The sequence below is a fragment of the Gammaproteobacteria bacterium genome (assembly GCA_037388465.1).
Classification (GTDB): Bacteria; Pseudomonadota; Gammaproteobacteria; order SpSt-1174; family SpSt-1174; genus JARRKE01.
In genome coordinates, this window is sequence record JARRKE010000030.1 from 1 (window position 1) to 22,122 (window position 22,122).

The 22,122-nt window shown below is 65.5% G+C and carries 27 protein-coding genes; 11 read left to right on the forward strand and 16 right to left on the reverse strand.

From position 1 onward, the window contains the following. From P8Y64_07870 to P8Y64_07880, 3 genes are all read left to right on the forward strand, one after another. On the forward strand, positions 1–345 hold a 345-nt coding region (locus P8Y64_07870), incomplete at its 5' end, for a hypothetical protein (protein MEJ2060388.1). Beyond that, positions 342–638 carry a hypothetical protein gene (locus P8Y64_07875; GenBank protein MEJ2060389.1) on the forward strand — a complete coding sequence of 99 codons (297 nt, stop codon included), beginning with the start codon at positions 342–344 and terminating at the stop codon, positions 636–638. The genes P8Y64_07870 and P8Y64_07875, both read left to right, overlap by 4 nt. Beyond that, positions 635–1,531, forward strand: coding sequence for a lipid A biosynthesis acyltransferase (locus P8Y64_07880; GenBank protein MEJ2060390.1), 897 nt, complete (start codon positions 635–637; stop codon positions 1,529–1,531). Before P8Y64_07875 ends, P8Y64_07880 begins: the two co-directional genes overlap by 4 nt. Before the next feature lie 8 nt (positions 1,532–1,539). On the opposite strand, the gene P8Y64_07885 is transcribed toward P8Y64_07880, so the two are convergent. Then, positions 1,540–1,926: a hypothetical protein gene (locus tag P8Y64_07885; GenBank protein ID MEJ2060391.1), complete on the reverse strand. Its 387-nt coding sequence runs from the start codon at positions 1,924–1,926 to the stop codon at positions 1,540–1,542. A 158-nt stretch (positions 1,927–2,084) separates the two neighbouring features. On the opposite strand from P8Y64_07885, the gene P8Y64_07890 reads away from it, so the two are divergent. From P8Y64_07890 to P8Y64_07920, 7 genes are all read left to right on the forward strand, one after another. Then, complete coding sequence (locus P8Y64_07890) at positions 2,085–2,726, forward strand: hypothetical protein (GenBank protein MEJ2060392.1); 642 nt, start codon at positions 2,085–2,087, stop codon at positions 2,724–2,726. After that, positions 2,701–5,052, forward strand: a complete 2,352-nt coding sequence (locus P8Y64_07895) for an MMPL family transporter (protein MEJ2060393.1) — start codon at positions 2,701–2,703, stop codon at positions 5,050–5,052. The genes P8Y64_07890 and P8Y64_07895 overlap by 26 nt, the downstream gene beginning before the upstream one ends. Before the next feature lie 21 nt (positions 5,053–5,073). Continuing rightward, entirely contained in the window at positions 5,074–6,261 is a 1,188-nt protein-coding gene (locus P8Y64_07900) for a beta-ketoacyl-[acyl-carrier-protein] synthase family protein (GenBank protein ID MEJ2060394.1), read from the forward strand. Continuing rightward, on the forward strand, positions 6,258–7,052 hold the full coding sequence (locus P8Y64_07905) for a beta-ketoacyl synthase chain length factor (GenBank protein MEJ2060395.1): 795 nt from the start codon (positions 6,258–6,260) through the stop codon (positions 7,050–7,052). Before P8Y64_07900 ends, P8Y64_07905 begins: the two co-directional genes overlap by 4 nt. Beyond that, on the forward strand, positions 7,046–7,483 hold the full coding sequence (locus tag P8Y64_07910) for a hydroxymyristoyl-ACP dehydratase (protein ID MEJ2060396.1): 438 nt from the start codon (positions 7,046–7,048) through the stop codon (positions 7,481–7,483). The genes P8Y64_07905 and P8Y64_07910 overlap by 7 nt, the downstream gene beginning before the upstream one ends. Beyond that, the gene (gene fabG, locus P8Y64_07915; GenBank protein MEJ2060397.1) at positions 7,480–8,199 is read left to right on the forward strand and encodes a 3-oxoacyl-ACP reductase FabG; all 720 of its coding nucleotides are present in this window, start codon (positions 7,480–7,482) and stop codon (positions 8,197–8,199) included. Before P8Y64_07910 ends, fabG begins: the two co-directional genes overlap by 4 nt. Before the next feature lie 106 nt (positions 8,200–8,305). Continuing rightward, positions 8,306–9,046, forward strand: coding sequence for a glycosyltransferase family 2 protein (locus P8Y64_07920; GenBank protein MEJ2060398.1), 741 nt, complete (start codon positions 8,306–8,308; stop codon positions 9,044–9,046). Between the two features lie 160 nt (positions 9,047–9,206). Here the strand turns inward: P8Y64_07920 and P8Y64_07925 are convergent, their stop codons facing one another. From P8Y64_07925 to P8Y64_07945, 5 genes are all read right to left on the reverse strand, one after another. Further along, positions 9,207–9,635 (reverse strand): HIT domain-containing protein, encoded by a 429-nt coding sequence (locus tag P8Y64_07925; protein MEJ2060399.1) that lies wholly within the window; start codon positions 9,633–9,635, stop codon positions 9,207–9,209. Next, the gene (locus P8Y64_07930) at positions 9,632–10,492 is read right to left on the reverse strand and encodes a hypothetical protein (protein ID MEJ2060400.1); all 861 of its coding nucleotides are present in this window, start codon (positions 10,490–10,492) and stop codon (positions 9,632–9,634) included. The genes P8Y64_07925 and P8Y64_07930 overlap by 4 nt, the downstream gene beginning before the upstream one ends. Positions 10,493–10,647: 155 nt before the next feature. Continuing rightward, the gene (locus P8Y64_07935) at positions 10,648–12,006 is read right to left on the reverse strand and encodes a GldG family protein (protein ID MEJ2060401.1); all 1,359 of its coding nucleotides are present in this window, start codon (positions 12,004–12,006) and stop codon (positions 10,648–10,650) included. Then, the gene (locus P8Y64_07940) at positions 12,003–12,758 is read right to left on the reverse strand and encodes an ABC transporter permease subunit (protein MEJ2060402.1); all 756 of its coding nucleotides are present in this window, start codon (positions 12,756–12,758) and stop codon (positions 12,003–12,005) included. The genes P8Y64_07935 and P8Y64_07940 overlap by 4 nt, the downstream gene beginning before the upstream one ends. Continuing rightward, the gene (locus tag P8Y64_07945; protein ID MEJ2060403.1) at positions 12,755–13,690 is read right to left on the reverse strand and encodes an ATP-binding cassette domain-containing protein; all 936 of its coding nucleotides are present in this window, start codon (positions 13,688–13,690) and stop codon (positions 12,755–12,757) included. Before P8Y64_07945 ends, P8Y64_07940 begins: the two co-directional genes overlap by 4 nt. Before the next feature lie 159 nt (positions 13,691–13,849). Here P8Y64_07945 and P8Y64_07950 point away from each other — a divergent pair, with 159 nt between their 5' ends. Next, entirely contained in the window at positions 13,850–15,583 is a 1,734-nt protein-coding gene (locus tag P8Y64_07950; protein ID MEJ2060404.1) for a hypothetical protein, read from the forward strand. Positions 15,584–15,592: 9 nt separating this feature from the next. Here P8Y64_07950 and P8Y64_07955 read toward each other — a convergent pair whose 3' ends face one another. The 10 genes from P8Y64_07955 to P8Y64_08000 all read right to left on the reverse strand — a co-directional run. Then, positions 15,593–16,435: a symmetrical bis(5'-nucleosyl)-tetraphosphatase gene (locus P8Y64_07955; GenBank protein MEJ2060405.1), complete on the reverse strand. Its 843-nt coding sequence runs from the start codon at positions 16,433–16,435 to the stop codon at positions 15,593–15,595. Between the two features lie 24 nt (positions 16,436–16,459). Continuing rightward, on the reverse strand, positions 16,460–17,077 hold the full coding sequence (locus tag P8Y64_07960) for a DUF2238 domain-containing protein (GenBank protein ID MEJ2060406.1): 618 nt from the start codon (positions 17,075–17,077) through the stop codon (positions 16,460–16,462). Next, a complete protein-coding gene (locus tag P8Y64_07965) occupies positions 17,074–17,673 on the reverse strand; it encodes a class I SAM-dependent methyltransferase (GenBank protein MEJ2060407.1) in 600 nt (199 codons plus the stop codon). Before P8Y64_07965 ends, P8Y64_07960 begins: the two co-directional genes overlap by 4 nt. A gap of 40 nt (positions 17,674–17,713) precedes the next feature. Continuing rightward, positions 17,714–18,091 carry a Co2+/Mg2+ efflux protein ApaG gene (gene apaG / locus P8Y64_07970; protein MEJ2060408.1) on the reverse strand — a complete coding sequence of 126 codons (378 nt, stop codon included), beginning with the start codon at positions 18,089–18,091 and terminating at the stop codon, positions 17,714–17,716. Positions 18,092–18,198: 107 nt separating this feature from the next. Continuing rightward, on the reverse strand, positions 18,199–19,176 hold the full coding sequence (glk, locus tag P8Y64_07975) for a glucokinase (protein ID MEJ2060409.1): 978 nt from the start codon (positions 19,174–19,176) through the stop codon (positions 18,199–18,201). Next, the gene (pgl, locus tag P8Y64_07980; GenBank protein ID MEJ2060410.1) at positions 19,173–19,898 is read right to left on the reverse strand and encodes a 6-phosphogluconolactonase; all 726 of its coding nucleotides are present in this window, start codon (positions 19,896–19,898) and stop codon (positions 19,173–19,175) included. The genes glk and pgl overlap by 4 nt, the downstream gene beginning before the upstream one ends. Beyond that, complete coding sequence (gene rsmA / locus P8Y64_07985; protein ID MEJ2060411.1) at positions 19,895–20,701, reverse strand: 16S rRNA (adenine(1518)-N(6)/adenine(1519)-N(6))-dimethyltransferase RsmA; 807 nt, start codon at positions 20,699–20,701, stop codon at positions 19,895–19,897. Before rsmA ends, pgl begins: the two co-directional genes overlap by 4 nt. Positions 20,702–20,717: 16 nt before the next feature. Next, positions 20,718–20,933 carry a hypothetical protein gene (locus tag P8Y64_07990; protein ID MEJ2060412.1) on the reverse strand — a complete coding sequence of 72 codons (216 nt, stop codon included), beginning with the start codon at positions 20,931–20,933 and terminating at the stop codon, positions 20,718–20,720. Beyond that, positions 20,930–21,565 carry a hypothetical protein gene (locus P8Y64_07995; GenBank protein MEJ2060413.1) on the reverse strand — a complete coding sequence of 212 codons (636 nt, stop codon included), beginning with the start codon at positions 21,563–21,565 and terminating at the stop codon, positions 20,930–20,932. Before P8Y64_07995 ends, P8Y64_07990 begins: the two co-directional genes overlap by 4 nt. Beyond that, positions 21,562–22,122: exo-alpha-sialidase (locus P8Y64_08000; protein MEJ2060414.1), on the reverse strand; the 561-nt coding region annotated here is incomplete at its 5' end. The genes P8Y64_08000 and P8Y64_07995, both read right to left, overlap by 4 nt.

The window sequence follows — 22,122 nt, forward strand, 5'->3', positions numbered from 1 at the left end:
GAGGACGGGCGGTTCGAGTGGCTGGGACGCAAGGCGGACCTGGTGAACATCGCCGGCAAGCGCGCCGCGCTCGGCGATCTCAACCACCGCCTGCTGGCCATCGACGGCGTCGAAGACGGTGTGTTCCTGGTGCCGGACGAGGGTGTGCGCGAACGCCTGGCCGCTCTGGTCGTGGCGCCCGGACTCAGCGAGGCCGACATTCTGAAGGCCCTGGGGCGCAGCCTCGACCCGGTGTTTTTGCCGCGCCCCCTGGTCAAGGTCGACAGCCTGCCGCGCAACGCCACTGGCAAGCTGCCGCGCCAGGCCATCCTCGACCTGCTGGCCAGCCGCGGGGTGCAGGTATGAACGAGGCGGGATTCGTCATTCCGGACGACCATCCGTCCCTGCCGGGCCATTTCCCGGGGCAGCCGGTGGTGCCGGGCGTGGTGATCCTGGATCACGTCTTCGGTCTGCTGGGCGGGGGCGTGCAGGTGACGGGCATCCGGCAGGTCAAATTCCTGCGTCCGCTGTTGCCGGGGCAGCATTGCCGGGTGAGTTTCGAATCCGCCGATGGCGAGACGCGGCGCTTCACCTGCCGTGTGGAGGACGAGGTGATCGCCCAGGGCAGCCTGCGCATCGCCGGCGGGGCGGAACGGTGAGCCGCGCCTGGACCGAACAGACCGAACGCGGCAGTGCCACGGCGCTGATGATCATCCGCTGGCTGGCGCTGCACCTGGGCCGCGGTCTCACGCGCCTGCTGCTGTATCCCATCACAGCCTATTACCTGCTGCGCGCCACCGCGTCCCATGCCCATTCGCGCAACTATCTGCGCCGGGTGCTCGGACGCGAGCCCGGCTGGCTGGACATGGCGCGGCATATCTACTGTTTTGCCGCCACCATTCTCGACCGGGTGTTCCTGCTGGCCGGGCGCGACGGGTTGTTCGACGTGCACGTCCACAACGAAAACATCCTGCTCGGCCAGGTGCGCAGCGGTAAAGGCTGCCTGCTGCTCGGCTCGCACCTGGGCAGTTTCGAGGTGCTGCGCGCCCTGGGCCTGCAATGGCACGACCTGCCGCTCAAGATCCTTATGTACCCCGAGCACAACCAGACCATTACCCGCCTGCTGATGAGCCTCAACCCGGCGGTGGCGGACACCGTCATTCCCCTGGGGCGGCACGATACGCTGCTGCAGGTGCATGAAGCCGTGACCCATGGCCAGTTGGTGGGGATGCTGGGCGACCGTGTGGCGGAAAGCGCCAAGACCACGACCTGCGATTTTCTGGGCGGGCAGGCCGAATTCCCCCTCGGGCCGATGCTCATGGCCGCCGCTCTCAAGGTGCCGGTGATCTTGTTTTTCGGTCTGTACAGCGGAGGCAACCGCTACGACATCCACTTCGAAGTGCTCACCGACGGGATCGACGTGCCGCGCGGAGAACGTGAGGCCGAGGTGCAGCGACTGACCCAGGAATACGCTTCACGCCTGGAACATTACGCACGCCTGGCACCGTACAACTGGTTCAACTTTTACGATTACTGGAAGCGTGGGTCCTAGCCGCGGCGCTAGCGGTCGTCGGTAAGCAGCGTCGCCGTCGCCCGGCCGGTATGTTTGTCGATATCGAAGCGCACCTCGCAATACTCCGGCTGCACGTCGACGGGAGTCGGGTCATCGGCGCAACTGCAGCCGGCGATGATCCCGGCGTAGAAGATGCCGGCCTTGACCCGGATGGAGCCGGGTTCCTCGGAAACGCTGATGACCATGGCCCGGATGTCGTCGTCGAGGGCGACGCTGGACCGGGACAATCCGGCCTGCAGCGGCAGCGAGTCCGCGCCCAGGTTTTCGATCTCGGTCTGCACGACCTCGTTGAAAGACGGTGTGCCGTAGGCGCTGAGGGAGCGGGCGAACTGGATCATGGCGGTCGGATTCACGCGGTGGCCGTTTATCTTCATACTAGATAGGCGGTGCGGCAACCAATAGGCTCAACCCGTGTCGGGGATCTTGCCAGCCCGTGCCCGCCGCACCATCTTCGACAACCACAACAGAATCTGCCGAGCATTCATTCATGAACACGTGCTGGCGCCATACAAAGCCCGATTCGCCTCCACCCATGACCTCCATCACAACCGCCGCCCGACCCGTTTCACGATCCGCGTTCATCCGTATCTGCTTCACGGCCTTCCTGCTGTTCAGCGGTATGCCAGCGGCGGCGCAGGCACAGGCGTGGTCCCTGGATGCGCTGCTGCACGGGTTCGCCCGGGTCGGCGAATCGACCGCGCACTATACCGAGACCCGGCAGTCAGGATTCGTCGACGTGCCGTTGATCACCGAGGGGACACTGGTCTACCGCGCACCCGATTATCTGGCCAAGCACGACGCGGGCGGCGGGTCGGGGTATACCGTGCAGGGCGATTCGGTCGAGACGATCGGTGCCCAGGGCGAGAAGCGCAGCCTGCGTCTGGACAACTATCCAACCCTGGCGGCGTTCATCGCCGCGCTGCGCGCCACCCTGGCCGGTGACGGCAAGACCCTGCACGCCTATTTCAAGACCCGCCTCAAGGGCGACCGGGCGCATTGGACACTGGAGCTGACACCGGCCGATGCCGGGCTGGCGAACTATGTGCGCGCCATCACCCTCAAGGGTTCGGGCATTCGCCTGGATGAGGTGGAGATGCAGGAAGTGGGCGGCGATACGAGCGTCCTCAAACTTTCCCATCAAGTGCTGCATGAGCGTCCTGCGTCGGCTGGCTGAGGCGCGCTGGGCCGCGCCGCTGCTATGGCTGGCGCTGGTCTGCGCCGGCGGCGTTTATCTGCATTATGCGTTGCGGCTCAGCACGGCCCTGTCGGTCTTCATGCCGCCGGGGCACACGGCCGAGCAGCGGTTGATGCTGGAGGAGATGCAGGATTCGCCTGCCGCGCGTGCCATCCTGATCGCGATCGACGGCGGTACCGCCGCCGAACGGGCGGCGGCGAGCCGGGCCTACGCCGGCAGGTTGCGTCAAAGCGGTTTGTTCGCGCAGGTGGCCAACGGCGAGCTCCATCTCGATCCGGCCGAGGAGCGGCAGCTGTTCGGCTGGCGCTATCTGCTGAGTCCGGCCGTCGATGCCCAGGCGTTCACCGTAACCAAACTGCATGCCGATCTGCAGATGCGTCTGGCCGAGCTGGGCACGCCGCTCGGCATGCTCGAAAAGCGCTTTTTGCCCGCCGACCCCACCGGCGCGTTTCTGGCCATGCTCAGCGCCTGGCAGCCGGCCCAGGCCCCCGAACGGCGCAACGGCGTCTGGGTCTCGCCCGATGGCGAACGGGCCCTCCTGCTGGCAGAGACACGCGCCCCGGGGCTGGACCTGGGGGCCATGCAGCAGGCGATCGGGGCCCTGCACTCGAGCTTTGCGGCCGTGAACGCGGCCGGCAGGCTGCATCTGATTCTGAGCGGCCCGCCGGTGTTCGCGGTGCAGTCGCGCGACACCATCAAGTCCGATTCGCAGTGGTTCAGCAGCCTGGCGAGCGTGGCGCTGGTGCTGTTGCTGCTCGCCGTCTACCGTTCGTTTCGGCTGGTGTTGCTGTCGGCGTTGCCGCTGGGCAGCGCCGTCCTGGCCGGCGTGGTGGCGGTGAATGCGGTGTTCGGCGAGATTCACGGGATTACGCTGGCCTTCGGCGCCACCCTGCTGGGGGTGGCCATCGATTACCCCTTGCACCTGTTCAGCCATTTGTCCGGCGGGGAATCCCCAAGCACCAGCCTGCGGCGCATCTGGCCGACCCTGCGCCTCGGGGTGCTGACGACCATGGCCGGTTATCTCGCCCTGCTGGGTACCGGGTTCGTCGGCCTGGGGCAACTGGGCACCTTCGCCATTGCCGGCCTGGCGGCCGCCGCCGGTTTCACCCGCTGGGTCTTGCCGCGCCTGATTCCGCAGGGGTTCGAGCCGGTGCGCCGCACCGTCCTGCTGGAACACATGGCGGAGCGCATCCGGCCGCGGCCGGTCGCGATGCTCTTGCTGCTGGCGCTCGTGCTGCTTTCGGCCATGGTGCTCTGGCAGCACCGCGACCGCATCTGGGAGGACAACCTGTCGGCGCTGAGTCCCATCCCGCCCGCGTCCCTGGCGCTGGACCAACGCCTGCGCGCGGACCTGGACGCAGCCGAGGTGAGTCATCTGGTGGTGGTGCAGGGCGCGACGGCCGAGCAGGTGCTGCAGCGCAGCCAGGTCCTGGGACGGGCGCTCAGGGAGGGGCCGATCCGCGATGGCTGGCTGCGCGGCTTCGATATGGCGGCGCGCTACCTGCCCGATGCGGCCACCCAGCGTGCGCGTCAGGCCGCGCTGCCGGATGCCGAAACCCTGCGCCGCCGGATGGACCAGGCCCTGGCGGGGCTGCCGTTTCGCGCCGGTCTGTTCCAGCCGTTCATCGAGGCCGTACAGCAGGCGCGCCGCCAGTCGCCGGTGACGCCCGCCGAGGCGAAAGGCACCCTGCTGGGCGCCCGGATCGGCAGTCTGCTGTACACACACAATGGCGAATGGGTTGCGTTGGTGCCGCTGATCGGGGTCAAGGCGCCGCAGCCGCTGAGCGACTGGTTCGCGTCGCAGCACTTCAAGAACGTCAGCTATCTGGACATGCGCGCCCAGTCCACCGGCCTGATGCAGGCGTTCCGCCATCGGGCCCTGCAGCAGTTGTTGCTGGCGGCGGTCATCATCCTGCTGGTGCTGACGGTCGGCCTGCGCGGCATAAGATTCGTCTTCGTGGTTATCGGGCCGTTGTTCCTGGCGCTGCTGCTGGATGTGACGGTGCTGGTGGCGGCGGGAGAACACCTGTCGATTTTCCATCTGGTTTCCCTGCTGTTGGTCGCGGGCATCAGCATGGACTACGCGCTGTTCTTCAGCCATCGCGAACCGGACCGGGCGGCGCGTGCGGCGACCCTGCACGCGCTCAGCCTGTGCGCTATCTCCACCGTTCTGGTGTTTGCTATCCTTGCCGTCTCGTCGTTGCCGGTACTGCGGGCCATCGGGTTGACCGCCGCAGTCGGGGTCGGCAGCGCCTACCTGCTGGCGATGCTGCTCGCCCAGCGTCGGCCCAGGGCCGAGACATAAAGAAAAAACACAGAACCATACATGCGTCCCCTGCGAATCACCGCCTACACCCTGACGAATGCGCTGGGCCGAGGAAACGCCGCCTCGCTGGAAGCCCTGCGCGCCGGGCGCAGCGGTTTGACGCCATGTGATTTCGAGGGCGCCGAGCTTGAGACCTGGATCGGCCGGGTCGAGGGGCTGGAGGACCTGCCCGTCACCGGGCGCCTGTCCGCCTATGATTGCCGCAACAACCGGCTGGCGCAGCTGGCCCTGGCCCAGGACGGCTTCGAGGAGGCCTGCCTGCAGGCGCGCAGCCGTTACGGTGCGGACGGCATCGGCGTGTTCATGGGCACCAGCACCTCCGGCATCGAGCAGACCGAGCGTGCCTACCGGGCCCGCCACGGCGCGGATCAGCCGCTGCCCGACTGGTTCGATTACCAGCACACTCATAACGTGTTTTCGCTGGCCTCCTACGTGCGCGACGCCCTGTTGCTGGAAGGGCCGGCCCAGTGCATCTCCACCGCCTGTTCCTCCAGCGCCAAGGTCTTCGCCACCGCCTGGCGGCACATGCAGGCCGGACTGTGCGAGGCCGCGATCGTCGGCGGCGTGGACAGCCTGTGCCTGATGACGCTGTACGGCTTCAACTCCCTGCAGTTGGTGTCGGGGCAGCCCTGCCGTCCCGCCGATCCCGAACGCGACGGCATCAACATCGGTGAGGCGGGAGGTTTCGCCCTGATCGAATGGGCCGACGAGACGGACGACTGCCTGTGTGTGCTCGGTTACGGCGAAAGCGCCGATGCCTATCACATGTCCTCGCCTCATCCCGAAGGGCTGGGCGCCGCCGACGCCATGCGCGCGGCGCTGACGCGGGCCGGTCTGAACGCCAACACCATCGATTACGTGAACCTCCACGGCACGGCGACCCAGGCCAACGATGCGGCGGAGGATCGCGCCGTCACCGCCGTGCTCGGCACCCAGACCCCGTGCAGCTCGACCAAGGGCTGGACCGGTCACACCCTGGGTGCCGCAGGCATCACCGAGGTAGGTTTCGGCTGCCTGAGCATCGAGCATGGCTTCATACCCGGCAGCATCAACACCCAAAACGTGGACCCTGCCTTCCAGAGCAACGTCGTGCTCGAAAACCGCGATACCGAGGTGAGTTACGTGATGACCAACTCGTTCGGTTTTGGTGGCAGCAACGCGAGTCTCATCCTGGGGTGCCGGCAATGAACGAGATCCACATCAGCGGTATCGGTCTGGCCGCCCCCGGTCTGGCAGGCTGGGAAGAGGGACAGCGCTGCCTGGCCGGCGAGACGGACTACGAGGCGACCTCGCTGCCGCGCCTGACCCCCGAAATCCTGCCGCCCAACGAGCGGCGCCGTACCAGCCCCATCATGCGCCTGGCTCTGGCAGTCGCGTATGAGGCCGCGCAAAACGCCGAGGCCGATCTTGCGGAGCTGGCCAGCGTGTTCGCTTCCGCCAGCGGCGACATGGATATCATCCACGCGATTTGCGAGACCCTGGCATCCAGCGATCCGGCAATCTCCCCGACCCAGTTCCACAATTCGGTGCACAACGCACCGGCGGGTTACTGGTCCATCGCCAGCAAGTCCCGCGCACCGTCGACCTCACTGTCGGCCTTCGATGCCAGCTTTGCCGCCGGGCTCATGGAGGCCGCTACCCAGGTTGGCCTGGAGGGCGGCTCCGTCCTGCTGGCGGCCTATGACGTGCCGCCACCGTTTCCGATCAGCGAGGCGCGTCCGGTGCGCGAGCCTTTCGGCTGCGCCCTGGTGCTGACCCAGGAAGCCAGCGCCGCGAGTTCGGCCTGCCTGACCCTGGAGCTGGTCAAGGACCAGGAAGAAACCGTGCTCGATCACGCCGGGCTCGAAGCGCTGCGCCGGGACAATCCCGCCGCCCGCGCCCTGCCGTTGCTGAAGGCACTGGCGGAAGGGGCTACCGCCCGCCTGGTGCTGCCTTATCTGCCCGGGCGGCAGCTGCTGGTGGAGTGCGTGCCGTGCTGATCGAGCGCGAGGAACTGTGCGCGTTGATCCCGCACGATGGCGCCATGTGCCTGCTCGACGGCGTCGAGGCCTGGGACGAATCGCGCATTCGCTGCCTGAGTCGCAGTCATCTGCGGGCCGACAACCCCTTGCGCCGGGACGGCGTGCTGGCCGCGGTGCACGGTGTGGAATACGGGGCGCAGGCCATGGCGGTGCACGGCGGCCTGCTCGCCCGGGCGCGCGGCGAATCGCTGGGGCAGGGATTCCTCGCGGCCATCCGCGAGGTCAGTTTGAACGTGCCCCACCTGGACGCTATCGAAGCGCCGCTGCAGGTGGATGCGGAACGTCTGATGGGAGAGGGCGGCAATCTGATGTACGGGTTTGAATTGAGCGCGGCGGACCGGGTGCTGGCAGCGGGCCGGCTGATGGTGGTCGCGCGGGAGGCAGCATGAAGCGCGCGCTGGTGACCGGCGGAAGCGGCGATATCGGCGGTGCGGTCTGCCGCCGACTGGCTGCAGAGGGCTATGAAGTCATCGTGCATGCGGCTTCGCGTCCCGAACGCGCCGAGGCCGTCGCCGAGGGTATCCGCAACGAGGGCGGACAGGCCCGCAGTGTGGTGTTCGACGTCACCGATGCCGAGGCCACTCGCACAAGTCTCGAAGCCCTGCTCGAGGACGGCCCCGTCCAGGTGGTCGTCAACAACGCCGGCATGCACGATGACGCTCCGCTGGCCGGGATGAGCGAAGTCCAGTGGCGGCGGGTGATCGACGTCAGCCTGCACGGTTTTTACCACGTCACCCAGCCGCTGCTGATGCCCATGATCCGCACCCGCTGGGGGCGCATCATCAGTCTGTCCTCCATCGCCGCCGTGATGGGCAATCGCGGCCAGGCCAACTACGCCGCCGCCAAGGCCGGCCTGCACGGCGCCAGCAAATCTCTCGCCATCGAACTCGCCTCGCGCAACATCACCGTCAACGTCGTCGCCCCCGGCATCATCGAGGGCGAGATGAGCGGCGGCACGTTCGACGCCGATCTCGTCAAACAGCTCGTTCCCATGAAGCGCGCCGGTCAGCCGGAGGAGGTCGCCGATCTGGTCGCCTTCCTGGCTTCGGAGCGCGCCGCCTACATCACCGGGCAGGTGATCTCCATCAACGGTGGTATGGCCTAGCATTCGTCTTTATTTGTGACGGCTGGCCAGTCATGGCAGGTGGCTGGATAATGCAATCGTCACAAACCTGGGCCACACTGCCGTCTTTTGATTTTCTGTCACCAGAATGAAACCTGCCGTCGTCATTCCCGCCTATAACGAAGCTGCCACCATTGCGGGTATCGCGCGCCGCGCACGTGCGGTGGTGGATCAGGTCATCGTTGTGGATGACGGCTCCACCGACGCAACCGCTGCACAGCTCGATGAGCTGGATGTCACGCTGTTGCGCAACAGTCATAACCGGGGCAAGGCGGCGAGTATCTGGCACGGTGCGATCCATGCCATCGAACAGGGCGCCGATGTGGTGATCACGCTGGACGGGGACGGCCAGCACAGCCCTGAGGATATCCCGAGACTGTTGGAGGAATACGTGGCCAATCCCGGCTGCATCGTCATCGGCGCCCGGGTGCTGGGGCGGGAGAACGCCCCGTGGCTGCGGGCCTTTTCCAACCGGCAGGCAGATTTCTGGATCTCCTGGGCGGCGGGTTATCCGATTCGCGACACCCAGTCCGGGTTTCGCGCCTATCCCGACAGTGTCTTCCGCGAGGTGATGGCGCCGCACGATGTGGCGCACGGCTTCGTGTTCGAGAGCGACATCCTTATCCAGGCTGCGCGCAGCGGCATCTACAGCCGCGGGGTGCCGATCGACACCGTGTATCACAAACACGAGGGTGCGCGTTCCAGCCACTACCATCCCGTGTACGACTCCCTGCGCATTATCCGTCAGGTCGGCTGGCGGCTGATTTCGCGCGGCATGTATCCGCTCGGTCTGCTGCGCGCTCTGGGGGTATTGCCGCTGCCGCGCTAACAGCCTGTTGTTGTCTACTCATGCGGCACGATAGGGCGTCAAAATCGGACTCATAATGCGGGGCTGCGTAGCAGCAGACACTGTGCAAACTGCGCTTCTTCGTCCGCTTTTTCCTTCTCTCGCACTCGCCTGAGCGACAACAACGGCCTGTTAGGCGAATTTACCTGTGCCAGGTGAATTCGGTGAGTTCGGCCCACAGGGGCGCCAGGCGTTTTTCCCTTTCTTCTTCCGTGTAGGGCTTGCGCGGGCCGTGTCCCCACACGGGCCTCGGCCAGGCAGGATCGTGACGGTAGCGGACGATGTGGTGGATATGCAGTTGCGGAACCACGTTGCCCAGTGCCGCGACATTGAGTTTGTCGCCGCCGTAGGCCTGCATGAGCGTGGCGGATAGCGCCGAGGATTCCGTCAGCAGCTGTTGTTGGTCGACGGTACTCAGCTCGAAGATTTCCCGAACGTTCTCGCGTTCGGGTACCAGGATGAACCAGGGATAGTTGGCGTCGTCCATCAACAGCAGCCGGCATAGCGCAAAGCGGCCGAGCGTCACACAGTCCTGGGCAAGCTGGGGGTGGAGTTCGAAGCGGCTGTTCATTGCGTGGCTGCTTTTCCGGACCCGCTCTGCAGTTGCAGCAGTTTAGTCGTTGCGTCGGGCGGCATGAGATAGCTCAGATTGACGCCCTGTCTGAACAGAATGAGGTTGGGGCGGTGCTGCACGATGATAAAGCGCACGGTCTTGCCGTTTTTCAGCTTGAGCGTAATCCGGCCGCGGTTCACGGTGGGTGGTTTTGCCGCGCGTACCCACAAGGCCTGCGCCTCCCGCCAGTTGTCCACCAGTGCCTGCATCGTGTCGGCCTTCAGCTTGGCCGGCGCAGGTTTGGCCTGCCACTCGTTGGCAACGTCGAGATCCAGTTGCAGGTTAGGCAGGATGATGGCTTTGAACATTGTGTTGTCGGGCAGCAGCTTGAGGCTGACGAACGAGGCCGGGCTGGCCTCCAGTACGCTGTCGCCAAGATCGGCGATGCGGTACACCTGTTTGTCTAGTTGCGCCAGACGGTCGTGCGTGACGAGGTTGGCTGCGCCGAACGCCAGCCGGGTACCGGCGTAATCAACGGTGGCCAGCGGCGGGTCGAGACCGACCTTTTTGCGATCCACCTGCTCCAGTGAATAGCTGCCGAGTATCTGCTCGTTTGTCAGGTGCAGGAGCTTGCGTACTTGAACGGGGTTGGCCGGCATGGGGTAGGGTTTTTGCATCATCCAACGGTCGCCATCGCGCTGCAGCTCGACGGTTGCCTGCCCCCGGTGCCTGAAGACGATGTGGGTGATCCGGTCGGTGTGCAGATCGGTCAGGTGCCTGTGCTTGTTCGACCGGCCGGGATGCAGCCAGATCACGGCTGCCGCACCGATCAGCACGACGGCAAGCACCAGATTGATCCAGAGATAACGACGCATATGTAGGCTATTTATTATCGCTCAGGCGAGTGCGAGAGAAGGAAAAATTGGGCGAAAAAGCGCAGTTTGCTCAGTGTTTGCTGCTGCGCAGCCCCGCATTTTGAGACGGATTTTGACGCGCTATCGTGCCGCATGAGTAGACAATAAATAGCCTGCTAGCGACGGTGCCGGCGCACCCAGATCAATACGCCTGCCAGCATCAATGCTGCCGGCAGGATCAACAGGAAGAACACACCGATCAGAATGCCCTGGTTGTGGCCAAGTACCAGATGCGTATCCGGTGCGGTGCGCGGCGCGATATTCAGCAGGGCATCGTCGTGCGCCAGCCAGTTGAACAGGTTGACCGCGAGCTGGAGATTGTCGCCGTTGCCCAGGAAGGCATTGGCCATGAAGTCGCTGTCACCGATCACGGCGACCCGTTGTTGCTGTTTGCCATGCATGCGTGTCAGCAGGGTGCCGATGGTGATCGGTCCCTTGATGTCGCCGGCCTGTCGGCTGAATTTAAGTTCGGGCGTCAGCCCCTGGGTGGCGTTCCAGCTGCTCGGCAGGCTGTGCAGGAAAGGGGTGGCGATCCAGTTGGCCTCCTGCTGGGTAACCTGCATGCCGTTGGTGAAAGGGAAGATCGTCTGATTGTGCAGGCCCTGGGTGACCGGGGTGAGGGTGTAGTCGATCACCGGGATCACGGCGGGATTCTGAATGCCGAGCAGCGCGCGCAGCTTGGGATTGGATTCCACCACCAGGCCGTTGAGGAACCGGATGCCGAATTCGCCAGCCAGCGGTTTGAGGGTGGTCGGCAGGCTGGGGTCCTGCAGCCAGAGCAGGTTGCCGCCATGCTGCAGGAAGTGTTCGATCGCCGCGACCTCACCTGGTGTGAACGGATCCTGCGGGCCGGCGATCACCAGCAGTGAGGTATCGGCCGGGATGCCGTCCTTGCGCACCAGGTTGAGTTTGTGAAGATCCAGCCCGCTGCGTATCAGGGTTTGCGCGATCTGCGAATAACCCGGGTTGTTGGGGCTGGCGGGATCACGCTCGCCGTGGCCGGTCAGAAAATACACCTGCGGTTTGTTCGGGCGCGCCAGCCGTTGCAGGGCTTCGGCGATTTGCTGTTCGCCGAGGCTGGAGACGAGTTCGCGCCGGCCCTGGTAGCTGAACACCAGGTTGCCGCCCCGGTTTACGCCGGCAGCCTTGGCTTCCTGCGGGTGCAGCGAGGGGTCGAGAAAATGCAGCGTGATGTCGTGCTTGTAGCGCTGGTATTCCTTGATGCGGGCACGGATGCGGCGGTGCAGATCCGGATTGTCCGGTACGAAGGCGGTGACCTCAAGCGGAGCGGGCAGCGCCTTGAGCAGTTTGCGCGAGGTCTGCGACAGGGAGTTGCGCTGGTTGGCGGTCCAGTCCGCCTGATAGTCGTAGGTCTTCGACAGCCACGCCAGCGCGCCCACGACACCCAGGAACAGCACCACGAACAGGATGTTCTGCAACATCAGCCAGCGGCGGGAACGGGGCGTCAGTTTCATGGTTTAAAGCGCAATTGGTCCAGGCGGCGGATGGCGAGCACCAGGAAGGTGAGCATGAACAGCAGGTAATAAAGGAGATCGCTGCTGTCGAAATTCCCGTTCAGGAAATTCAGGAAGTGGCTGAAATGGGAGAGGTACAAAAACAGCGCGCTGCTGCTGCCCTGCGAGGCGCCGGAAATGTAAAGAATGACCAGGAACAGCAACAGTCCGAAGGTGCTGACGGCGGCGATGATGGGCTGCGCGGTCAGGCTGGAGATGTAGATGCCGGCCGCAGCGAAGCTGCCGAGCAGCAGGAACAGGCCCAGCAGTCCGGCCGCCAGTTTGCCCCAGTCGAGATGCGTGCCGGCGGTCAGCGACAACGGCATCAGCATCAGCATGGCGAGCATGACGATGATGAAGAACACCAGCGACAGGAACTTGCCGAGTACGATATGCGTACTGGCGATCGGGGCGCTGGACAGCAGCGTCAGCGTGCCGTGGGCACGCTCATCGGCGAAGCTGCGCATAGTCAGCAGCGGCATGACCCCGAGCATGAAAATACTCGCCCACATGAACAGCGGGGTGAGCACGTAGTCGGTCACGCCGGGGGCGTTGGCCAGTCCGGCGCTGTGCGGCTGGATCTGGGTCAGGAAGCTTTGCACGAAAATCAGAAACAGCAGCGCGAGGATGAACTGCAACAGGGCCAGGATCGACCAGGCCAACGGGGTTCCGAACAGCCGCCGGAACTCGGTGCGCGCGATGGTGAAGGTCATGCCGCCTCGGCCTCGCGGTAAACGAGATCCATGAATATCTGTTCCAGCCCGGCGCGTTCCGGAGTGAGTTCGCGCAGCCCCCAGTCGTGTTCGGCCGACCGGCGCGCCAGTTCGGCGGCGGTATCGGTTGCGGCCGCGTGGCGGATGCGAAACCGCCCTTCGGAGAGCGCTTCGACATCGCTGACGCCGGCGACTCCCTTGAGCGCTTCCATGGCCGGTGGATGCGCAAAGCCGACCAGCAGTCGGTCGGACTCGCGTCGGGCAAGTGTGTCGAGCGATTCGTCGAACACCGTCTGGCCCTGATGGATGATCTGCACCCGGTCACATACGGCCTGGACTTCGGGCAGGATGTGAGTGGAAAGCAGCACGCTGTGCTTGCTGCCCAGGTCGCGGATCAGGTCGCGGATTTCGTGAATCTGGATCGGGTCCAGTCCGACGGTGGGTTCGTCGAGGATGACCACCGCCGGTTCGTGCAGGATGGCCTGCGCGATGCCCACGCGCTGCTGATAGCCCTTCGAAAGATTGCCGATCAGCCGCCGCCCGGCTTGTTCCAGGCCGCAGCGTTGCTTGGCGTTGTGCAGGGCGCGTGAAACGCCCGCGCGTTTCAACCCGTGCAGCCGGGCCGTATAGGCGAGGTATTCGTCCACCGTCATGTCGCGATACACCGGCGGCCGTTCCGGCAGGTAACCGATGTGTTGTTTGGCCCTGCGCGGCTCGTCGAGCAGGTCGATGCCGTTGATGCGGATCATCCCGGCGGTCGGCGCCAGCACGCCGCACAGCATATTCATGGTGGTGGACTTGCCCGCGCCGTTCGGTCCGAGCAGGCCCAGCACTTCGCCCCGGCGCAGGGTGAGATTGACCTCGCGCACGGCGGCGAGCTGGCCGTAGTGATGACTGAGCCCGAGGGCTTCGATGAGCAATGAATCGGTCATGCGGTTGCAGATTGTATCCGATACTCGGTGCCGTGTTTTCTGCCGTCCACGGTTGCAGCCGTTGGTCCCGTGTCGGGCCGGAAAGTTCCGGATTATATTGGGCGACGGTGAGTCTATACTGCCAGGAGCGGCGATTCCCGCCTTTGTTGACATTCCCGTATGCGGCTGAATATTCCCGACTACGATCCGTCATTGGAACTGCCATGTCCCACGCATCCCCGCCAGCTCAAGCTGTGGCTGGACGGATTGCCGCTGGTGAACATGGGTGAGACCGCGCGTGCCTTTTACCACGCGCTGCATGCCGTCAATCGCCATCCCGTCGGGATGGCGGATCGTTATCCCGACATGGAATACCTGCACCCCCTGGCAGGTATGGTGCTCAAACATCTGGAGCGGCACCTGGTCACCCGTACCCTGCCGCTGCCCAGCCGCTCACGCATGATCGTGGAGTTGATGCAGACCCTGCTCGAGGAAATGGGCATCGGGTACAAGCGCTGCATCGAGGACAGTCAGGCCGGCAGCGGTTTGAAGGGGTTGCTGCCCGGGCATCATCTCGGCGCACAGGCACTGGCCGTATGCACGCACCGGGCGATGAGCTATCTCGAACAGGTGCTGCTGATCGATGCCGAGATGTTCGTGCATGCGCGGACGGAAACCTGGCAGGACATCAACGCGCTCTACGCCTTTGCCGAAGAACATAGTCTTACCGAGCAGGTGATCCACGGCGACGCCGTGTCGCCGACCGAGACCTCAACGATTCGCAAGGTGTTTCTGCGGGTGCAGCTGCTGGCCCTGTCGCGGCCGCTGGGGCTGGGCATGGGAGAGGTCGACATGCTGTATGCGTTTATCGACAGCCACGCCGATGTTTGCACTGTGCGCAGCGAACTGCCGACCGATACCGGACATGGAGCCTACCTGGTGGACCTGGCGCAGGGTTCGCCCGCGCATTATGTGCCTGTCTATGCGGTAAATCCCGTGGACACACTGCGCATGTTGGAACTGGGCGGGTTTCTGAAAACCGTTCGTGATCAGTGTCTGCACGCGCATGAAGTCGCCGAGGCGATTCGCAAGCCCGCCGTCATCACGCAGGATCTGGCCTGCCATCTGCTGGGCCAGTTGACCGTGACCCGGGTGCGGGAGAGCGCGCGGGTGAAGGCGCAGCGCGAGGTGGTCGTGGCGCTCGGAATGCCGGCCATACTCGCCGCCCTGCGCAGCGACAAGGCGGCGGTGTACGGTGGCGGCAGGCAGCTCAGCGAAGCGCGAGTGTTGCGCCTGCAGGACGAAGCGCGCAGCGACCCCTGGTCGGGCGGACTGGAGTTCGATGCACTGCTCACCCAACCCGAACAGGAAGGGGAGCATGTGGCGGGCGTTACCCCGCACTGGGAGGTCGTCGATGTCTCCACACATGGTTACGGGCTGCAGTGGCATCGCGAGGTACCGACCGCGGCGCGGGTCGGCGAACTGGTCGGTATTCGTGAACACGGACCGGAGGGTACGCACTGGCGTATTGGTGTGATCCGCACGCTCGAGTACCTGGCCGAGAAGGGGTTGAAGATCGGTGTGGAGGTGATCGGCGAGGACGGCGTGGTGGTGAGCGTGCAGGGGATTCAGAACCGACGCCTGAGCCGTATCGTGCCGTTCGATATCCTCATGCTCGTCAATCCGCATGCGGACCTGCGCCACTATTCGCTGCTCGCGCCGCACCAGTTGTTGCAGGCAGGGGATCGCCTGTCGATCGGGTTTCTCGATAAACAGCAGCAGATTGAGTTCGACCACCTGCTCGAACATTCCAGCAGTTTCGACTGGCTCGGTTACCGGCAGCAGAGCAGGGATCAGGCCAGGGCGGCCAAGCAACAGGCCGAGGAGATCGAGGCGTTGTGGAAACGCCTTTAAGGGGGCACGTCAGTCGTTGTTCACGCCCGGCTTGAGTGCGCCGGGACAGGGCAGGCTGACCGGCACCGGATGGTCCGTATCGAGGCGCAGCGCGGTAAGGAGACCGCCCCACACGCAGCCGGTGTCCAGCGCATAGGCCTCGTTCTCGGCACGAAATCCCAGCGTCGACCAGTGTCCGAACACGATGCGCGCGCCCAGCGAGCGCCGTTCGGGCACCTCGTACCACGGCATCAGGTCTGTGGGCTGGGTGCCCGGCGCGCCCTTGTAATCCAAGGCCATCTCACCGCTGCGGGTACAGTAGCGCAGCCGCGTGCAGGCGTTGATGATGGCGCGCAGCCGGTCGAAGCCGTCCAGTTCGTCGCGCCACTGGGACGGTTCGTCGCCGTACATCTGCGCCAGAAAAGCGCGGGCATCGGCGCCGCGCAGCACCGTTTCCACCTCGCGTGCGCAGGCGCAGGCCTGAGGGATGTCCCACTGCGGCGGCAGGCCGGCGTGGACCAGGGTGAAACCCAGTTCGGCGTCGTGATGAACCAGTGGCCGGTGGTGCAGCCAGTCGAGCAGCTCGGCGGCATCGGGGGCGTCGAGGATGGGTTGCAGGGTGTCCTTGCGCTTGAGCGCCTGGGTGCCCGCCGCCACCGCCAGCAGGTGCAGGTCGTGATTGCCGAGCACCGCGATCGCGGCATCGCCCAGTTCGCGCACGAAACGCAGCGTTTCCAGCGAGGCCGGTCCGCGGTTTACCAGATCGCCGACGAACCACAACTGGTCCGCGGTCGGGTCGAACGACAGTCGCTGCAGCAGCGACTGCAATTCCGCGTTACAGCCCTGCACGTCTCCGATGGCGTATACCGCCAAGACAATGACTCCTTGAGTGGATTCCTAAAGGTTGGCGATCTGGCGATTATGCCAGCGCGACAACAGTACCTGCGCCGCGATGGCGCCGCACAGCGCCAGGAACATGTCCCACTGGGTATCCCAGTTGTCTCCCTGGGTGCCGAGAAAGGCCTGTGCCGCCTCGGCGGACATGAGCGCGACGGCCCATTCGATTAATTCATACAGGGCGCTGATGCCAAGACAGGTGAGGGTGACGATGGCGAACAGCCACTTCCCCGGGCGCAGCGGCGAAGTGCGGATCAGCAGCTCGCGCGCAATGATCGCCGGCACGAACCCCTGGGCGATATGCCCGATGCGGTCGTAATGGTTGCGCGCGAAGCCGAGCACGTCACGCAGGTCGTTGAACAGGGGCACCTGGGCGTAGGTGTAATAGCCCCCGACGATGAGAATGACGGCATGCAGGGCCATCAGATGATAGGCCAGCGGGGTGAAGGGAAAGCGCCGCCAGGTTGGCACCAGGATGAGCATGCCGAACATCACCGGCATGGTTTCCAGAAACCAGGTCAGCCGGTCCGCTTGTGGTCTGATCCCCGAGGCGATCAGCAGTACCAGCACGGCGACCAGCAGCCAGACAGGCGGTATGGGTTTGAGCAGGCGGCTCATGCGCGTTTGGTCAGCAGCAGATGACGGAACCAGCCGCCGGGCACGGCGGGGCGGTCCTCCAGCAGGGACAGCGTCGGGCACTGCGCCAGCAGGGGCTCGAACACCACGTCCGTGCGGGTCGCGAGCCGGCGCAGCACGGGATTGACCAGACGGCGCACCGGTGCCAGCTGGTTGGGACGCAGGAATTTGTCGAGAATCAGGATGTGGCCGCCCGGGCGGCAGACCCGTGCCGCCTCGCTGAGGGCGCGCTCCGGCTGCGGCACCACGGCCAGGATCAGGTGCATGATGACCACGTCGAAGCGATTGTCGGGCAGATCGAGCGCCATCACGTCGCCCTCGCGCAGCTCGATCGGCAGCGCCTGTGCACGGCGCGCGGCACGCTTGAGCATGGCCGGGGTGAGGTCCACGCCGGTATAGCGCGGGCCGGGCGGCAGGTGAGCCAGGTCGAGGCCGGTGCCCACGCCGCACAGCAATACCTCCTTGTCCGTCAGATCACCGAGCAGCTCCAGGCTGTTGCGCCGCAAGCGTGCCGTCCCGCCGGCGACGAGCGCGTCGTACAGCGGGGCGATGAAGGTATAGCTGGTGCGCAAAGTCATGGCATTTCCCGTTGGCGGGGCCGCTTGCGCGCGGCGCGATTCAGTGCAGCTTCATGGGAATCGACAGCTTGAAGGGGGCAATCTCGGCGTCGAACTCCTGGCCGTCATCGGCGTGCATCTGGTAGCTGCCCTGCATGGTGCCGATGGGCGTTTCCAGCATCGTGCCGCTGGTGTACTGATACTGCTCCCCGGGGCGCAGATACGGTTGCTCGCCGACCACGCCTTCGCCCTGGACCTCCTGCACCTTGCCGTTGGCGTCGGTGATGACCCAGTGACGGGTCAGCAGGCGGGCCGAGATCTCGCCCCGATTGGTGATGGTGACCGTATAGGCGAAAACGAACCTCTCGTTGTCCGGGTCGGACTGTTCGGGGATGTAGAAGCTCTCGGCTTCCACCTGGATGTCGTGGGTCTGTGTCATGGTGACATTATACCCGGGACGGGTGAGATTCTGAGGGGGATTTGTGGTGAGGCGTCAGGTGTTAGGCGTGAGGAGAGGTTGTGTCTTTTCGCCTTACCCCTCACTTTTCACGCCTTACCAATCTGACACGCTCGATACACCGCCCCCTTCAACCCAACCTCGGGATCGAGGATCACATGCAGCGGCGTGTTTTCGAGCGGCGCCCGCATCGGCGGCTTGTCGAGGAAGGCGTCGAGCAGCCCGCCATCGGTCAGAAACGGCAGGATGCGCGGGGCGATGCCGCCGGCGATGTATACGCCGCCGCGCGGCAGCAGTCCCAAGGCGAGGTCACCGGCCTGGCTGCCGTAGATGCGCGCGAACAGGCGCAGCGTTTCCCGGGCCACCTTGTCCGAGCCGGTGTCGGCGCGCTGGGTGATGTGGGCGGCGGGATCGCCGCCGCCGAGCGCGGTCAGGGCCTCATCGGGATCATGGTCCAGTTCCTGATGCAAAAAGGCGTAGATGCGGGCGATGCCGTGGCCGCTGAGCAGATGCTCGCGGGTGCAGCGGCCCTCGCGGCTTTGCACGAAGGTCCACAGCCGGGCCTGCTGCTCGTCGGCTGGTGCGAAGCCGGCGTGCCCGCCCTCCCCGGGCATGACTTCGCCGTCGGCGCTCATGGTACAGACCCCCAGGCCGGTGCCGGCCCCGACGATAAGGCGCGGGCCGCCCTGCGCGGCGCCCTGCAAGGTGCGCAGCTCCTGCGGACCCAGATGGGGCAGGGCGTAGGCAATCGCGGCGAAGTCGTTGACCAGTTCCACCGTCGCGCCGCCGAGCGCGGCGGTGAGCGTGCCGCTTTCCAGCGACCAGGGCAGGTTGGTGAGGCGTGCACGGCCGTCGCTGACCGGGCCGGCGACCGCCAGACAGGCGGCGGCGATGTCGTGCGGCTCGGCCCCGGTTTGTTCGAAGAATGCCGCCAGCAGGTCTTCGAAGCGTTCGTAGTCGCTGCTCGGAAGACGCTCCTGATGCAGCGTCCGGGGCAGGCCGTCCACGATCTCGGCGACATTCAGCAGGGTCTTGGTGCCGCCGACATCGGCTGCCAGTACCTTCATGACCTGATCTCCTCGGCGGCCGCAGCGTCCAGCCACCACGACACCCGCCCCTGCGGGGCGAGTTGTTGTACAGGATAGTTGCGGTGCTCGCCGCGCTCGATGGCGCCGATGACCGGCGCCTTTTCCGCACCGCAGACCAGAAAGGCCAGTTCGCGGGCGTGCTCCAACACGGGACGGGTGAGGCTGACGCGATTCATGCGCTGTTGCGGCACGAATCCCGCGACTACCGTTTGTTCTGTCTCGGCCAGCAGGGTGCTGTCCGGAAACAGCGAGGCGGTATGACCGTCCGGACCGATGCCGAGCAGGATCAGATCGAACACCGGCCAGCCCTCGGCCTGCGGCAGGGTGGTGAGCAGTTCGGCATAGGCCGCGGCGTCCCGCGCAGGCGCTTCCGGATGGTTCACCATGGGGTGAATCTGTTCAAACGGAATCGGCAGGGCATCGAGCATGGCCTCGCGCGCCATGCGGTAGTTGCTTTGTAGATCGTCCGGGGGCACGCAGCGTTCGTCACCGAAGTACACATGCCATTTGCTCCAGTCGCTGCCATCCGCGTGGGCCGCCAGCCGGCGGTAAAGGGCGGCGGGGGTGTGCCCGCCCGCCAGGGCGACATGGAATGCGTCATGCAGGGTGAAGGCGTGGTGCGCGCGCTCCAGCAGGTGCTGCGCACCCGCCTCGGCCAGGTGCTCGGCGTCGGGGTAGATCTCCGCCTCGCTGAGTTTCACGCGTCCTCCGGCGGACGGTCGGTGAGCCGGTTGGCGAGGCGCACGTAGTCGGCGACGGACAGGGTCTCTGGACGCTGGGTCGGGTCGAGCCCGGCGGCCTCGATGTCAGTGCTGTCGGCCAGGCCCTTGACCGCGTTGCGCAGCGTCTTGCGGCGCTGGGTGAAGGCCTGGTTCACCAGACGGCTCAGCAGGGCCGGGTCGATCGCCCGCCAGGGCGGTTCCGGGTACGGGGTCAGGCGCACGAAGGCCGAGTCCACCTTGGGCGGCGGTGTAAAGGCGCCGGGCGGGACCCGAAACAGGGACTCCACCTCGCAGGCGTATTGAACCATCACCGACAGTCGGCCGTAGTCCTTCCCGCCGGGCGCGGCGGCCAGCCGGTCCACCACCTCCTTTTGCAGCAGGAAATGCATGTCGTGGATCAGCGGCGCGTTTTCCAGCAGGTGGAAAATAAGCGGTGTGGAGATGTTGTACGGCAGGTTGCCGACCACGCGCAGACTGCCCGGTTTGTCGGCAAGCACGGTGAAGTCGAAGCGCAGGGCGTCGGCCTGGTGAATATGCAGCCGATCCGGGCCGGCGAGGCTTTGCAGGTGCGGGATGAGGTCGCGGTCGAGTTCCACCACGTCGAGGGCGTCGAGATGCTGGAGCAGGGGCTCGGTGAGCGCGCCCAGGCCGGGACCGATCTCGACCAGATGATCGCCGGCACGGGGTGCGATGGCCGCGACCATGCGCGCGAGGATGCCGCGGTCGTGCAGAAAGTTTTGGCCGAAACGCTTGCGGGGGCGATGGACGGCTGTCTGGCTCAAGACGACTCGGGTGCGGTTACAGGGACACCTTGAAGGGTAACACCAAAAGGACCACGCCCACCCCCGCCATGATCCAGGGGTTGCTTACGAACATGGGAAACAGCATCAGCCCGACGCCGGACAGCATCGAGACCAGGTTGGATTGCTTGCGCCCATACAGGAAATAGCCGGCGCCGATGGCGCCGAGCAACAGGGAGATGATCAGATCAGGGGTGGAGGAGAGGCCGCTCATGAAAGCTTGGTCTCCCGAAAGCGGCTCCGGGTTCCCCTTTGCCAGGCGCTGTGCAGCAGCCGGGCGATACCCCAGCCCCAGGCGTAAAGCACCAGCCACAGGTCGAACAGGTAGTCCCACAGGTTGGTCGACTCCAGCAGATGCAGGTCGAAGGCCGCCACCGCGAGCGCCAGCACCCACGCGCCGCCGCGCCGCGGCAGCCGCCACAGCAGCAACAGGATCGGCAGCAGCCCCAGCACCAGCGGCCAGGGACGCCAGCCGAGGGCGTAGGGATCGAAGGTCGTCAAACCCGCGGCCAGGGGATAGAACACCAGTCCGGCGAGCCCGGCCAGGGTGAGCAGCGCCCGCCGCTCCTCCGGACGCAGCAAGGCAGGGCCGCCCAGGCGAACGCTCAGCGCGCCGAGCATCAGGCACCAGGTGGTGACGCTGAGATCGCCGAACAGCGCGCGGGTATAGGCCGCCAGGGGCAGTCCGTCGATGCGCACCAGCAGAAGCAGCACCAGACCGAGCGCCGCGACCGCCCAGCGTACGCGCAGGGAACGACTGAAAAGGCCGCTCAGTAGCACGAGTCCCAGGGTCGGCAGCAGGGCGGTGCCGAGCAGGCCGATGGCGTTGTGCAGCCAGGGCATCATGAGCCGCTTTCCTGAAAAATCGGCCGGTCCGCGGCGGCCGGGTCGCGCTGCGCGGCTCGCGCCTTGCCATTCAGCCAGTTCAGATTAAAGCGCACATGCCGGATGCGCTTGCGCCGCCAGGTGTAGGCAAGATCAATCCTGTCGCCGCTGCGGATCATGTACGGGTAGGAGAACTCGGCTTCGGATCCGCCCTCTTCCAGGGTGACGATGCGCTGCCAGTGCCGGCCGTCATCGCGGGAAATCAGCAGCGCCAGCACGTTCCGGTTGGAGCGGATGGGGTTGGCGGCCATCAGCAGCCGGCCATCCCTCAGGCGCAGCACGGCGACCGCCGAGTTGGGGTTGGGCACATCGGTGGCGGTTGGCGTAGACCAGTGCTGCCCGCCATCGACCGACTCGGCGCGCATCACGCGGTGCGGCGCCGGCCCCTTGTAGCGCATGAAGGCCAGCACATGCTGAGTGGTCAGCGGCACCAGCGCGGGTTGCAACAGGTCCTTGCCGCCGGCGATGCGGTACTTGCCCAGCACCTCACCATGGCGCGACAGGCGCAGCCATTCGGG

Bases quoted from the DNA above. Each gene is read 5' to 3' on its own strand.
- P8Y64_07940 (MEJ2060402.1), bottom strand. From the start codon at position 12,758: ATGACCTTCACCATCGCGCGCACCGAGTTCCGGCGGCTGTTCGGAACC.
- P8Y64_07925 (MEJ2060399.1), bottom strand. From the start codon at position 9,635: ATGAACAGCCGCTTCGAACTCCACCCCCAGCTTGCCCAGGACTGTGTG.
- P8Y64_07965 (MEJ2060407.1), bottom strand. From the start codon at position 17,673: ATGACTTTGCGCACCAGCTATACCTTCATCGCCCCGCTGTACGACGCG.
- P8Y64_07905 (MEJ2060395.1), top strand. From the start codon at position 6,258: ATGAACGAGATCCACATCAGCGGTATCGGTCTGGCCGCCCCCGGTCTG.
- P8Y64_07935 (MEJ2060401.1), bottom strand. From the start codon at position 12,006: ATGAAACTGACGCCCCGTTCCCGCCGCTGGCTGATGTTGCAGAACATC.
- P8Y64_07895 (MEJ2060393.1), top strand. From the start codon at position 2,701: ATGAGCGTCCTGCGTCGGCTGGCTGAGGCGCGCTGGGCCGCGCCGCTG.
- P8Y64_07995 (MEJ2060413.1), bottom strand. From the start codon at position 21,565: ATGATGCCCTGGCTGCACAACGCCATCGGCCTGCTCGGCACCGCCCTG.
- glk (MEJ2060409.1), bottom strand. From the start codon at position 19,176: ATGAAGGTACTGGCAGCCGATGTCGGCGGCACCAAGACCCTGCTGAAT.
- P8Y64_07885 (MEJ2060391.1), bottom strand. From the start codon at position 1,926: ATGAAGATAAACGGCCACCGCGTGAATCCGACCGCCATGATCCAGTTC.
- P8Y64_07990 (MEJ2060412.1), bottom strand. From the start codon at position 20,933: ATGAGCGGCCTCTCCTCCACCCCTGATCTGATCATCTCCCTGTTGCTC.
- P8Y64_07930 (MEJ2060400.1), bottom strand. From the start codon at position 10,492: ATGCGTCGTTATCTCTGGATCAATCTGGTGCTTGCCGTCGTGCTGATC.
- fabG (MEJ2060397.1), top strand. From the start codon at position 7,480: ATGAAGCGCGCGCTGGTGACCGGCGGAAGCGGCGATATCGGCGGTGCG.
- apaG (MEJ2060408.1), bottom strand. From the start codon at position 18,091: ATGACACAGACCCACGACATCCAGGTGGAAGCCGAGAGCTTCTACATC.
- P8Y64_07945 (MEJ2060403.1), bottom strand. From the start codon at position 13,690: ATGACCGATTCATTGCTCATCGAAGCCCTCGGGCTCAGTCATCACTAC.
- P8Y64_07875 (MEJ2060389.1), top strand. From the start codon at position 342: ATGAACGAGGCGGGATTCGTCATTCCGGACGACCATCCGTCCCTGCCG.
- P8Y64_07960 (MEJ2060406.1), bottom strand. From the start codon at position 17,077: ATGAGCCGCCTGCTCAAACCCATACCGCCTGTCTGGCTGCTGGTCGCC.
- P8Y64_07950 (MEJ2060404.1), top strand. From the start codon at position 13,850: ATGCGGCTGAATATTCCCGACTACGATCCGTCATTGGAACTGCCATGT.
- P8Y64_07920 (MEJ2060398.1), top strand. From the start codon at position 8,306: ATGAAACCTGCCGTCGTCATTCCCGCCTATAACGAAGCTGCCACCATT.
- P8Y64_07890 (MEJ2060392.1), top strand. From the start codon at position 2,085: ATGACCTCCATCACAACCGCCGCCCGACCCGTTTCACGATCCGCGTTC.
- P8Y64_07900 (MEJ2060394.1), top strand. From the start codon at position 5,074: ATGCGTCCCCTGCGAATCACCGCCTACACCCTGACGAATGCGCTGGGC.